This window comes from Kitasatospora sp. NPDC058218 (assembly GCF_042882445.1).
In the GTDB taxonomy this organism is placed as follows: Bacteria; Actinomycetota; Actinomycetes; order Streptomycetales; family Streptomycetaceae; genus Kitasatospora.
This window is the reverse complement of record NZ_JBHVWC010000040.1, coordinates 1-12,406: the sequence shown is the minus strand read 5'-3', so window position 1 is coordinate 12,406 and position 12,406 is coordinate 1. Positions and strand designations below refer to the sequence as shown.

10 protein-coding genes and 1 pseudogene are annotated in these 12,406 nt (G+C 75.3%); 6 read left to right on the top strand and 5 right to left on the bottom strand.

The annotated features are described in order from the left end of the window. Positions 1 to 59: 59 nt before the first annotated feature. Positions 60 to 623 (top strand): annotated as a pseudogene (locus ACFVYI_RS24430) (DoxX family membrane protein); the annotation flags it as partial. Between the two features lie 48 nt (positions 624 to 671). Next, on the top strand, positions 672 to 1,106 hold the full coding sequence (locus ACFVYI_RS24425) for a ubiquinol-cytochrome c reductase iron-sulfur subunit (RefSeq protein ID WP_387889236.1): 435 nt from the start codon (positions 672 to 674) through the stop codon (positions 1,104 to 1,106). A gap of 25 nt (positions 1,107 to 1,131) precedes the next feature. Here ACFVYI_RS24425 and ACFVYI_RS24420 read toward each other — a convergent pair whose 3' ends face one another. Both ACFVYI_RS24420 and ACFVYI_RS24415 read right to left on the bottom strand, forming a co-directional pair. Next, positions 1,132 to 1,353 (bottom strand): hypothetical protein, encoded by a 222-nt coding sequence (locus ACFVYI_RS24420; RefSeq protein ID WP_387889119.1) that lies wholly within the window; start codon positions 1,351 to 1,353, stop codon positions 1,132 to 1,134. After that, entirely contained in the window at positions 1,350 to 2,789 is a 1,440-nt protein-coding gene (locus tag ACFVYI_RS24415; protein WP_387889118.1) for a PspC domain-containing protein, read from the bottom strand. Before ACFVYI_RS24415 ends, ACFVYI_RS24420 begins: the two co-directional genes overlap by 4 nt. Before the next feature lie 133 nt (positions 2,790 to 2,922). On the opposite strand from ACFVYI_RS24415, the gene ACFVYI_RS24410 reads away from it, so the two are divergent. From ACFVYI_RS24410 to pcrA, 3 genes are all read left to right on the top strand, one after another. Then, positions 2,923 to 4,404 carry a PspC domain-containing protein gene (locus ACFVYI_RS24410; RefSeq protein WP_387889116.1) on the top strand — a complete coding sequence of 494 codons (1,482 nt, stop codon included), beginning with the start codon at positions 2,923 to 2,925 and terminating at the stop codon, positions 4,402 to 4,404. Then, positions 4,397 to 5,095, top strand: coding sequence for a response regulator transcription factor (locus ACFVYI_RS24405; RefSeq protein WP_329488057.1), 699 nt, complete (start codon positions 4,397 to 4,399; stop codon positions 5,093 to 5,095). Before ACFVYI_RS24410 ends, ACFVYI_RS24405 begins: the two co-directional genes overlap by 8 nt. Positions 5,096 to 5,178: 83 nt before the next feature. Next, positions 5,179 to 7,830, top strand: coding sequence for a DNA helicase PcrA (pcrA, locus tag ACFVYI_RS24400; protein ID WP_387889113.1), 2,652 nt, complete (start codon positions 5,179 to 5,181; stop codon positions 7,828 to 7,830). A gap of 64 nt (positions 7,831 to 7,894) precedes the next feature. On the opposite strand, the gene ACFVYI_RS24395 is transcribed toward pcrA, so the two are convergent. Next, the gene (locus ACFVYI_RS24395; RefSeq protein ID WP_387889111.1) at positions 7,895 to 8,704 is read right to left on the bottom strand and encodes a M23 family metallopeptidase; all 810 of its coding nucleotides are present in this window, start codon (positions 8,702 to 8,704) and stop codon (positions 7,895 to 7,897) included. Positions 8,705 to 9,057: 353 nt separating this feature from the next. Between ACFVYI_RS24395 and ACFVYI_RS24390 the strand changes: the two genes are divergently transcribed. Further along, positions 9,058 to 9,465 (top strand): cobalamin B12-binding domain-containing protein, encoded by a 408-nt coding sequence (locus tag ACFVYI_RS24390; RefSeq protein WP_329492132.1) that lies wholly within the window; start codon positions 9,058 to 9,060, stop codon positions 9,463 to 9,465. Between the two features lie 202 nt (positions 9,466 to 9,667). On the opposite strand, the gene ACFVYI_RS24385 is transcribed toward ACFVYI_RS24390, so the two are convergent. Further along, positions 9,668 to 11,323, bottom strand: coding sequence for a DUF5691 domain-containing protein (locus ACFVYI_RS24385; RefSeq protein ID WP_387889109.1), 1,656 nt, complete (start codon positions 11,321 to 11,323; stop codon positions 9,668 to 9,670). A 149-nt stretch (positions 11,324 to 11,472) separates the two neighbouring features. Beyond that, positions 11,473 to 12,406: SWIM zinc finger family protein (locus ACFVYI_RS24380; protein WP_387889106.1), on the bottom strand; the 934-nt coding region annotated here is incomplete at its 5' end.

The following is a 12,406-nucleotide window of genomic DNA, read 5'->3' as shown; positions in this document are numbered from 1 at the left end:
GTGCAGAATGCGGACCGGACCTGTCAGGTGATGGCGGGCCGTGAAGGAAGGTGTGAGGGATGTCGGAGGCCAGCAGCTCCGTGGCGACCAACAACTCCACGGCAGGCGGCGACTCCACGGCGACCGGCGCGGCGGCGAGCGGCGGCAGGGTCGAGCGGCTGGCCCTGCGCAAGGCGGCCGCCTCCCGGTACGCGCTGCTGCCGCTGCGGATCTTCCTGGGCGTCACCTTCGTCTACGCGGCGCTGGACAAGCTCGCCGACACCCACTACCTGGCCGGCGCGGGCGACCCGGCGTCCTTCGTCTCGCAGACCCAGGCCGCCAAGGGCTCCAGCCCGATCTCGTTCCTGCTCGGCGCCGCGCTCGACGCGCCGACCCTGTTCGCGCTCGCCATCGCCTTCGGCGAGCTGGCGGTCGGCCTCGGCACCCTGCTCGGCCTCTGGGGCCGGGTCGCGGCCGTCGGCGGTGCGCTGATCAACCTCAGCCTCTGGCTGACCGTCAGCTGGAACGTCTCGCCGTACTACCTCGGCAACGACCTCGTCTACCTGATGGCCTGGACCCCGCTGGTGCTGGCCGGCACCCCGTACCTCTCGCTGGACGGCTACCTGGCCAAGCGGGCCGCCCGGGACCGTGAGCGCGGGCTGCGCGAGCAGCACGTCCGGCGGCGGGCGCTGGTGGACGGCGGGATCGCGGCCGTCGCGATCGGCGGCGCGGGGCTGCTCACCGGCTCGCTGACCGCCACCTTCGGGCGGGACGGGAAGGCCGTCGGGCCGTCGGCCGCGCCGGCGCCCGCCGGGCCGGCCGTCTCGGTGGACGCCGCGAGCGTCCCGGTCGGCGGCTCGGCCCAGGTCAAGGACCCGGCCACCGGCGACGCGGTCTACATCGTCCAGCCCAAGGCCGGCCAGTACTGCGCGTTCTCCTCGGCCTGCACGCACTCCGGCTGCGCGGTCGACGCGCCGAAGAACGGTCAGCTGTACTGCCCGTGCCACGGCTCCCGGTTCGACGCGGCCACCGGCGCGGTGGTCAACGGCCCGGCCACCAAGCCGCTGCCGAGGTACGGCGTCACCAAGGACGGCGACAAGCTGAACCTCGGCCCGCTGCAGAGCTGAGCGGGGCGCCGGGGGCGCCCGGCCGTCAGGGCGCGTCCTGGTCCTGCGGGTCCGGGCGGTCGCGCCGCACCGCCGCCGCGACCGCCCCGGCCAGCCCGCCGACGCCGAGCACGATGAAGGTCACCGGGATGACGATCCGGCCGTTCACGGAGATGTCGTTCAGCGCCGCCACCAGGTAGAGCACCGCGATCACGGTGAACAGCCCGCCCGCGATCAGCGAGAACAGATCGAGCTGGTGCTTCCTCACGACTGGACCACCTTGATGTCGCCGAGCCCGACCATCAGCCTGAGGTCGAGCGTGCCCTTGGATGCCTGACCGTTCACGGGGTGCAGCTGGAAGCTGCGGGAGCTGTTGCCGCTGACCTCGTCCGCCCCGGGCACCTTGACGTTGCCCAGCCCGACCCTGGTCTCCAGGTTCACCGTCACGTCCGCCGGCACCAGGACGGTCAGCTGCCCGGCGCCGACCTCGACGGTGGTCCGCAGGGTGTCCCCGGCCGGGTCGAGCCCGGTGAGGTCCAGCTTGGCGTCGCCGAGTCCGAGCGTGTACCGGTCGTCCAGGTCGCCCGCCGCGACCACGGTCCAGTCGCGGTCGCCGAGCGCGTTCTGGACCGAGAACGACGAGCCGCCCGAGAACGCCAGCACCAGGGTGATCAGCAGGCCCGGCACGACCAGCTTGCGGGCCCGGCCGAACTTGGCGGCGACCAGCAGGGTCAGCCCGACGACCAGCAGCGCGGTGGCCAGCACCGTGCCGGTCACCACCTTGGTGTCGCCGTGGGCGGAGGCCGTCCAGACCGCGCTGGCCGCGCCGACCGCCAGGAGCAGCCCGATCAGGCCGAGCGGCGAGCGCTCGTGCCGGTGGCGCACCACCACCGGCCGCGGCGGCCGGCCGGCCGGGCCGCCCTTGCGCAGCGGGTCGCCCTCGGGCAGGTCGGTGCGCTGCCACCACGGCTGCGCCGGCCCGCCGGGCGGCGGGGTGGCGGTTGCGCCGTACGGGTTGCGCTCGGGGTGGCGGGGGTCCCACAGGTAGCCGCTCGGGCCGGCGTGCGGGGTGTCGGTCGGCACCGTGCCGGCCGCCCGTTCCCGGGCGTGCCGCTCGCGGGCCCGCTCGTCCGCGTCCGTGCCCGGCCAGGAGTGGTCGACGGCCGACGGCTCCGACTCGGGGAACCACCGGTCGTACGGGCCGGGCCGCCGCTCCCGGCCGCGCCGGCGCCCCCGCAGCCGACCGCCGTGGCGCCGCTCCGGGTCGTAGCGGACCGCCAGGAAGACCAGGGCCCCGAGCAGCAGCATCGGGAACAGCGTGTCCCCGTCGCCCATCGAGGCGAAGAAGACGCCGGTGCCGATCACGGTCAGCAGCACCGCGCCGATCGACTGGCCGTCCACCCGGCCGGTGAGCACCCGCTGGAGCTCGGTGCGCCCCGCCCCGCCGCCGCCCCGGCCGTCGGGGACCGGCTCGGTCGGGATGATCAGCCAGGCCAGCCCGTACAGGAACAGACCGAGGCCGCCGGAGAGGCAGAGCACGACCGTCACCACCCGGAACACCACCGGGTCGATGTCCAGGTGCCGGCCCAGGCCGCCGCAGACACCGGCCACCACGCGGTGGTGCTCGGTGCGGTTCAGCGGCGGTCGGTCCGGTGCCGGCGGGGCGCTCGGCCCGGTCTCCTGGATGCGGTGGTCTTCGGTCATGCCCACCATCCTGGTGGCTTCCGCGGCCCCGCCCAACCGGTGGGAGCCCTGTCCGGACCCTGACTTGTCCCTGAGACGGATGGGGGCTCCACCCTGATGCGCCCGGGCCCGCGCGCGTGGAACCATCGGTGCCGTGGCAGCACCCGGTACCGATCCCCGCCCCCTCGCCCCCGACACCGCGTCGGCGGCGAGCACCGACCCGGCCGCGCCCGGCGGCGAGCGTCCGCCGTACCGGCGGCTCTACCGGAGCCCGCAGGGCCGGATGCTCGGCGGCGTCGCGCACGGGCTCGCGGTGCACCTCGGGCTGCCGGTCGCCTGGGTCCGGGTCGCCTTCGTACTGCTCTTCTTCGCGCAGGGGATCGGCGCGCTGCTGTACGCGGCGTTCTGGTTCGTGGTGCCGATCGGCATCGGCGAGCCCGCGCAGCGCGGCGGCGCGCACTGGGTCTACGTCAACGGCGCCTTCGTGCCGTCCGGCTCCTGGCAGGCCTCCGGTGCCTCCGGGGCGGAGCTGAGCAAGGGCCGGCGGGGCTGGATCGGCCGGCTGCGCGAGCTGCTCCAGCACGCCCTGCAGGGCGAGCCCGCCACGGCCGCGGCCGAGCCGGGCGGGGAGGGCGCTCCGGCCCGGTCCGCCTCCGGCCGCCGTCAGGGCGGGCTGGGCCAGCTCGCCGCGCTGGTCATGGTGGTGATCGGTCTGATCGCCCTGCTCAGCGTGCTCGGCGTGCAGACCGCCCGGCCGTACACCTGGCCGCTGCTGGCGATCGGCGTCGGTGTCGCGCTGGTCTGGCGGCAGGCCGACGACTCCCGCTGGCAGCGCTGGTTCGGCCTGGAGGAGGGCGAGAAGCGGCGCGGTGCCTACACCCGGGTCGGCGGCGGTGTGCTGCTGGTGGTGGCCGGCACCATCGCCTTCCTCGTGATGCAGGGCAGCGGCTCCACGCTCGGCTCGGTGGTCGAGGCCTCGCTGGCGGTGCTGGCCGGCGTCCTGGTGCTGGTGGGCCCGTACGCGCTGCGGATGTGGCAGGACCTCGGCGCCGAGCGGACCGCCCGCATCCGCGCCCAGGAGCGGGCCGAGATCGCGGCACACGTCCACGACTCGGTGCTGCACACCCTGACCCTGATCCAGCGCCGGGCCGAGGACCCGAAGGAGGTGCTGCGGCTCGCCCGGGCCCAGGAGCGTGAGCTGCGGCTCTGGCTCTACCGCCCGGAGGCGGTCGCCGAGGACGCTCCGGACACCATGGCGGAGAGCCTGCGCGCGGTGGTCGCCGAGGTCGAGGACCGGCACGGCGTCCCGGTCGAGCTGGTCGTGGTCGGCGACTGCCCGATGGACGAGCGGATCGCCGCGCAGATGCAGGCCGCGAGGGAGGCGACGGTCAACGCGGCCAAGTACGGTGGCGGGGGACCGGTCCAGGTCTACGCCGAGGTGGAGGGAAAGACGGTGTCGGTGTTCGTACGCGACCACGGCCCCGGCTTCGACCCCGACACGGTGCCCGAGGACCGGATGGGTGTCCGCGAGTCGATCATCGGCCGGATGAAGCGCAACGGCGGCACCGCACGGGTGCGGCCCGCGCCGGACGGCGGCACCGAGGTCGAGCTGGAGATGGAGAGAACGAATGACTGACGCAGCGCCGACGGGGGGGACCCCGGCCGAGGGCGGGGGAAGGGTCGCGCGGGTCGTGCTGGTCGACGACCACCGGATGTTCCGCACGGGGGTGCGCGCCGAGATCGGGCGCACCGAGGTCACCGGCATCGACGTGGTCGGTGAGGCCGACGACGTGGAGTCGGCGGTCCGCGTGGTCGCCGAGACCAGGCCCGACGTGGTGCTGCTCGACGTCCACCTGCCGGGCGGCGGCGGGGTCGAGGTGCTGCGCCGCTCGGCCGGACTGATGGGCGAGCAGGTGAAGTTCCTGGCGCTGTCCGTCTCCGACGCCGCCGAGGACGTCATCGGCGTGATCCGCGGCGGAGCCCGCGGGTACGTCACCAAGACGATCACCGGCACCGACCTGGTCAACGCGGTCTTCCGGATCGCCGACGGCGACGCGGTGTTCTCGCCGCGGCTGGCCGGCTTCGTGCTGGACGCCTTCGCCGCCACGGACACCCCGCCGGTGGACGAGGACCTCGACCGGCTGACCCAGCGCGAGCGCGAGGTGCTGCGGCTGATCGCGCGCGGCTACGCGTACAAGGAGATCGCGAAGCAGCTGTTCATCTCGGTGAAGACGGTGGAGAGCCACGTCTCGGCCGTGCTGCGCAAGCTCCAGCTGAGCAACCGGCACGAGCTGACCCGGTGGGCCACGGCCCGCCGCCTGGTCTGACGGCCCCCGCGACGCCTCCCGCCCGGCCCGGATCCTTCCGGCCGGGCGGGCTTGTCAGTGCGGGGCCATAGACTCGTAGGGCCATGAGTAGCCTCTTTGACGACCTCCCGCTCCCCGGTTTCGAGGCCCCCGCCGCCGGGTCGAAGCAGCAGCCCGCCGCCGCCCCGACGGCCCAGGAGCCGCCGCCGTTCGAGGACGACGTCCCGTACGACGCCTACGAGGAGGCGATCCCGGAGGGGCTCTTCCACACCACTGCCTTCCACGAGCCAGGGGGCGCGGCCCAGGCCGAGCGGGACGCCTACTACCGCAACGGTGCCGCCCGGCCGGTGGTGGACCCGGCCCAGCTGCTGGAGGGGATGAACGACCCGCAGCGCGACGCGGTGCTGCACGCCGGCTCGCCGCTGCTCATCGTGGCCGGCGCCGGCTCCGGCAAGACGCGCGTGCTGACCCACCGGATCGCCCACCTGCTCGGCGCCCGCGGGGTGCAGCCGGGCGAGATCCTGGCGATCACCTTCACCAACAAGGCGGCCGGCGAGATGCGCGAGCGCGTCGAGCAGCTGGTCGGGCCCAGGGCCCGGGCGATGTGGGTCTCCACCTTCCACAGCGCCTGTGTGCGGATCCTGCGCCGGGAGAGCAAGCTGCTCGGCTTCACGTCGTCGTTCTCGATCTACGACTCGGCCGACTCGCAGCGCCTGATGTCCCTGGTCTGCCGGGACCTCGACCTGGACCCGAAGCAGTTCCCGCCGAAGTCCTTCACGGCCAAGGTCAGCAACCTGAAGAACGAGCTGATCGACGAGGAGACGTACGCCGACCAGGCCGCCAACCCGATGGAGAAGAAGCTGGCCGAGGCCTACTTCCTCTACCAGCGGCGGCTTCGCGAGGCCAACGCGCTCGACTTCGACGACATCATCATGACGACGGTGAACCTGCTCCAGGCGTTCCCCGACGTCGCGGAGCACTACCGGCGGCGGTTCCGGCACATCCTGGTCGACGAGTACCAGGACACCAACCACGCCCAGTACATGCTGGTGCGGGAGCTCAGCGGGGGCTCCGCCGCGGCCGCGCCGAAGCGCACCGTGGACGGCGACTTCGTGGACCCGGCGGCCGGGCGCCTCGCCGAGGTGCCGCCGGCCGAGCTGTGCGTGGTCGGTGACGCGGACCAGTCGATCTACGCCTTCCGCGGCGCGACGATCCGCAACATCCTCCAGTTCGAGGAGGACTACCCGAACGCGACCACCATCCTGCTGGAGCAGAACTACCGCTCCACGCAGACCATCCTGAGCGCCGCCAACGCCGTCATCGAGCGGAACACCAGCCGCCGCGAGAAGAAGCTCTGGACGGCCGGCGACCACGGCGAGAAGGTCGTCGGCTACGTCGCGGACGACGAGCACGGCGAGGCCCAGTTCATCGCCGACGAGATCGACCGGCTCACCGACGCCGGCGACGCCAAGCCCGGCGACGTCGCGATCTTCTACCGGACCAACGCCCAGTCGCGCGTGTTCGAGGAGGTGTTCATCCGGGTCGGCCTGCCGTACAAGGTGGTCGGCGGGGTGCGCTTCTACGAGCGCAAGGAGGTCCGGGACGTCCTGGCGTACCTGCGGGTGCTCTCCAACCCGGAGGACACCGTGCCGCTGCGCCGGATCCTCAACGTGCCCAAGCGCGGGATCGGCGAGCGGGCCGAGGCGATGATCGACGCGCTCGCCGGGCGCGAGCGGATCTCCTTCGCGCAGGCGCTGCAGCGGGTCGACGAGGCGTACGGGATGGCCGCCCGCTCGGCGAACGCGGTGAAGAAGTTCAACGCGCTGATGGCCGGGCTGCGGCAGGTCGTCGAGTCCGGTACAGGACCGGCCGCGGTGCTGGAGGCGGTGCTGGAGGAGACGGGGTACCTCGCCGAGCTGCAGTCCTCCACGGACCCGCAGGACGAGACGCGGGTGGAGAACCTCCAGGAGCTCGCCTCCGTCGCCCTGGAGTACGAGCAGGACCCGGGCGAGCGGCCCGACGCGGGCGAGGACGGCGCACCGCCGGTCGGCTCGCTGCCCGACTTCCTGGAGCGGGTCGCGCTCGTCGCGGACTCCGACCAGATCCCGGACGACGACGAGGAGGGCCGGGGCGTCATCACGATGATGACCCTGCACACCGCCAAGGGGCTGGAGTTCCCGGTGGTCTTCCTGACCGGCATGGAGGACGGCATCTTCCCGCACATGCGGGCGCTCAACCAGGTCAAGGAGCTGGAGGAGGAGCGGCGGCTCGCGTACGTCGGACTCACCCGGGCGCGCGAGCGGCTCTACCTGACGCGCTCGGTGCTGCGCAGCGCCTGGGGGCAGCCCTCGTACAACCCGGCCTCGCGGTTCCTGGAGGAGATCCCGGACACGCTGGTCGAGTGGAAGCGGACGGGGGCGTCGGCGGTGCCCGCCTCGCGCGGGTACTCCTCCGGGTCGTCCTGGGGCGGGAAGTCCGCCGGTTCGGGCGGCTCCTCCCGGGGCGCCTCGCGCGGCGCGGCGGCGGCGGCCTCGCCGAAGGCGGGCTGGGGGCAGTCGGCGCGGCGCTCCGGCGCCGCCGTCGAGCGCGAGGTCGTGGCACTGGCGGTGGGCGACCGCGTCACCCACGACACCTTCGGCCTGGGCACCGTGGTGGCCACCGCCGGGGTCGGGGAGAAGGCGCAGGCCACGGTCGACTTCGGGACGGAGGGGCGCAAGCAGCTGCTGCTGCGGTACGCGCCGGTGGAGAAGCTGTAGGGCCCTCGGCCCGCGCCGGCCCGGGTGGCGCCGCCACCCGGGCCGGGTGCCGGCGCGGCCGGGGTCAGCGCGGGTCGACGCCCTGGGCGAGGAACCACGGCAGCGGGTCGACGGGTGCGCCGCCACCGGCCGGGCGGATCTCGAAGTGCAGGTGCGGGCCGGTGCTGTTGCCGCTGCTGCCGACGAAGGCGATGACGTCGCCCGCCTTCACGGTGCCCTTGCGGATCTTGTACGACCGCAGGTGGCAGTACCAGGCCTCGGTGCCGTCGGCCATCTTCAGTATCGACATGTAGCCGTACGACGGGTTCCACTGCGTGCGGATCGTGCCGTCGGTGACCGCCAGGACCTGGGTGCCGCCGTCGACGGGGAAGTCGATGCCGGTGTGACGGGCGGCCCAGTGCGTACCGGACGCGCCGAACATCTCGCCGAGGCCCCGTTGGGCGACCGGGAGGGAGACCTTCGGGAGCGCGGGAGCGGGAGCCGGGCCGTCCTCGGCCCCGGGCGGGCCGGCTCCCGCGTCGACGGGCTGGGTGGCGGAGAGCGGCGTGCGGGCGTCGCCGCGGGAGGCCTGGTCGGCCTCGCCCGCGGCGAGGGCCTGCTGGGCGGCGGCCCTGGCGGGCGCGCTGCCCGGAGCCTCGGCGGCCAGCTCGGGAGCCCGGCCGGCCGCCTGTGCGCGCTGCTGGTCCGCCTCGCCCTGGACGGTCGCGGCGGCCGCCCCGGCCACGCCGAGGGCAGCCACCGACGGCAGGGCGACGCGCAGCAGCGCCGTCCGGGTGGCGGCCTTGGCGGCGCCGCGGCGCTGCGCGCGCGACTGCTCGCGGGCGGCCACCCGCAGTTCCGCACGGGTCGGGCGGGCGGCTGCGTCGGGAGCCATCGGGGGCTGCCTCCTCGGTGGGCCTCTGGCACGTCGTCGGGCGAGGGGAAGGACGAGGGGAAGGGCGGGCGGAAAGACGAGGGGAAAACAGCCGAGACTGTAGCCGCAACGCCGACATCCGGACAAAAGTCCGGATGTCAAGAGGGGAGTTGGCGCGCTGCGGGCGGATCCGGCGGGGTATACCGACCGGTAGCAAGAGGCGGAGCTGTGATTTTGCCCTCCTCTTGAGGGGCGGCACGGTCAGCCCGGCCGGGTGACGCTAACCTCCCCTCAGGTTGGTTATTGCTGGTTAACCGCGCCCGTGCCCGACGAGGTCCGGTGGGGTGGTGGACGACGAAGTCCAGGAGGCAGTGATGGGTGTGTCAGGGCCGATCCGTGTGGTGGTCGCCAAGCCCGGGCTCGACGGTCACGACCGCGGCGCCAAGGTCATCGCGCGCGCCCTGCGTGACGCCGGGATGGAGGTCATCTACACCGGCCTGCACCAGACGCCCGAGCAGATCGTCGACACCGCGATCCAGGAGGACGCGGACGGCATCGGGCTGTCGGTCCTCTCCGGGGCGCACATGACGCTCTGCGCGCGGGTGCTGGAGCTGCTGAGGGAGCGCGAGGCGGAGGACATCAAGGTCTTCTGCGGCGGCATCATCCCGGAGGAGGACATCGTCGAGCTCAAGGCGATGGGCGTCGCGGACATCTTCACCCCGGGGACGCCGACCCGGGACGTGGTGGCCTGGGTCGAGGCGAACCTGCGGGCCGCGAGCTGAGCCCTCCGGCGGTGGTCCTCGGCCGGGTGCGGGCTTCCTGAGCACGCGGTTTCTGAGCACGCGGCTTCGGGCCCACGCACTGTCGGGCCGCGCGCTTGCTGGGCGCGCGCCTTCGGGCGGGTCGCCAGGGTTGTCGCCGAGCCTTACGCCGAGCCGGTACGGGTGTCCCGTACCGGCTCGGCCGTTCCCGGTGGCGGGCGCCTCAGGCGCCGAGTTCGGCGAGCATGGCCTCCCGGAAGCGCAGGGTGCCGGCCAGCCGGGCGAAGGTCTCGGCCCAGGCGCCGGCGGGAGCGGCCCCGGCCGCCAACTCCTCGACGGCGGCGGCCGTCCCGGGGGAGAGGGCGCGCTCCGTCATGCCGAGCACCCCGCTGTGGCTCCACGGGTACGCACCGGAGGCGGCCGCCTGGGCAAGGGCCGCGACGACGGCGGTGGACAGCGGCGGCGTCCAGGGGGCCGCGCAGGCGCCGAGCAACTGGAAGGCCTCGCCCAGGCCGTGCACCTCGATGAACGCGGCCGTCCAGGCGGCGCGTTCGGGGGGCGGCAGGACCGAGAGCAGCTTGGCGGGGGCACCGGTGCTCCGGGGGGCGCGGGCGGCGCGGCCGGTGCGGCCGCCCGGGGCGGGGGCCGGGGCCGGGCCCAGCAGCGCCCGGGCCCAGTCGGCGTCCTGCTGGCGGACGGCGGCCCGGGCCCAGGCCTCGCGCAGGTCGTCGGCCCAGCTGCTGTTGGTCTCGTCGATGCTGTCGCCCACCCGGAGCCCGAGCAGCCGGCTCGGCGTCAGACCGGTGGACTCCTGCCAGAGGCGCAGCGGCGCGGCGGCGATCACCTCGCCGAACCACCAGGCCCGCTCGCCGCGCCCGGTGGGCGACTTGAGCGGTATGCCGTCGCGCTGCATCGCGGCGTCGCACTCGGCGGGCGGGGTCACGAGCAGGTGCGTGCCGCGCTCGGAGAGGCGGACGGCGGCCCGGGCGCGCTCGGCTATCCGGTGGGCGAGGGTGGAGCCGGGGAGGGTCGAGAGCAGCTCGGCGGCGGTGGCCCGGACGTTCTTGCTGCGGTCGCCCAGCGCGGCCTCCAGGAAGGGTTCGTCGGCGAGCGAGAGGCCGTCCTGGAGCGCGTCGAGGAAGAGCAGCCGGTCCTCGGCGCGCTCGGTGGGCCAGGTGCTCGCGAGCAGGGCGAGTCCGGCGGCGGGGTCGGTGCGGCGCAGCGCGGTGAGGTGGGTGACGCGCTCGGCGAAGAGGCCCTCGTGCCAGAGGTGGTTGTCCCCGGCGGCGGCCGCCGTGCCGCCGGGCCCGGGTGCACCGCCCGGGGTGTCCGCGGTGGTGCGCAGGACGAACCGCCAGTCGGGGTTGCGGGCGGCGAGCCAGCGGCCCAGGGGGCCGGCCAGCGCCACCGCGTCGGGGCGCAGCTCGGTCCGGCCGCGGGCGGCGTCCAACAGGGCCGGGACGACGACGGCGGGCGGGCGCAGGCCCCGGGCGCGGGCCGTGGCGAGCCACTGCGGGAGCAGCTCGGTCAGGTTGGCGAGGGTGCCGGGGGACCCGGCGCCCCGGCTGCCGAGCAGCAGGGCGAGCCGGCGGGCGGCGGGGGCCGGCAGTTCGGCCCGGGGGTCCTCGGGAGCCGGGGCGGTGAGCAGGGCGGTGGCGGCCTCGGTGGCGGGGGCCGGGAGGGCGCCGGCGCGGCGGCGGACGGTCTCCAGGGCAGCCAGTTCGAGCAGGGCGGTGGCCGGGTCGGTGCGGTCGACGGCCCGGTGGGCGGGGGAGTCGTCGACGGCGGGGGGTGGCAGGGGGCGGCGGTCGGTGCCGAGGAGGGCGGTGGTGTGGAGGGTCTCCCAGGGGTCGGCCGGGGTCGGGGTGGTGGGCGGCACGCGGGGCTCCTGCGGGTCGGTGGGTGCGGTGCGGAGGCTCTCGGGAGGCGGCTTCGGGGCCGCTCCCGGTCGGCTCCCGGGGTGGGGCCGGGCGGGCGTCGCGCGCGGGGGCCGGTCACGCGCCCGCCCGGGGCCCGGACGGGCGGGCCCTACGGGGTGGTCAGGTCGATCGGGCGGTGGTCGGCGCTCCAGGCGGTGACCGGGGCGAAGCCCTGGTGGCCGTGCTCGCCGAAGACGGTGAGGGGGCGGCCGGTGGAGACGGCCGCGAGCCGCCACAGGGCGGCCTCGGGGGTGGCGCCGCGGTGGACCGGGAGCGTGTGCCGGCCGTCGGTGAGGTGCCAGCCTTCGGGCGTGAGGACGGGGACGACGCCGGTCAGGACGGTGGGCCAGGCGTCGAGCCAGGGGTCGTCGGCGACGGCGGCGCCGTAGGCGGCGACGGCCTCGGCGGGGGTGAGGCCGGGCGGCGGGGCGGCAGGGCCCGGCCCGGGGGCGTCGTAGCGGGTGCCGAGGGCGGCGCGCAGGGGGCGGGCGCCGGGGTGGAAGGCGAGCTCGGCCTCCAGCAGGTGGCCGGTGGGGAGGGCGAGGTCGGGGGCCCGGCCGGGGCGGCCGAAGGCGAGGAGCAGGGCGGGGCGGCCGGTCTTGGCTCCGCGCAGCCAGAGACGGCGGGTGGTGAGGCGTTCGTCCGCTCCGCCCTCCGACGGCGAGGTGCGGCTGCCGAGGACGAACCAGCGGTCGCGGACGGTGGGCCCGGCCAGGACCTCGGCGGCGTCGGTGGTGTAGCCGACCCGGGCCCGGACGGTGGCGGCGAGCGGGCCGGGCAGGTCGTCGATCCGGGTGGCGGCGGTGGCGAGCAGATGGAGCATGGCGTACTCCTCCAGGAGGTCGGGCCCGGCGGTGGTGTCGAGCTCGCGGACGCGGGTGGCGAGGCCGGGGGCCTGGGCGTCCACCATCCGGGCGGCGACCTCCTCCCAGGGGCCGGTGGCGGACGGGTCGGCCAGGCCGTGGCGGATCCGGTCGGCCAGCCGCAGGCGCAGCTCGCCGGCGCCGGCGGCCACCCGGGCGTTGCGCTTCTCGGCCCGGCGG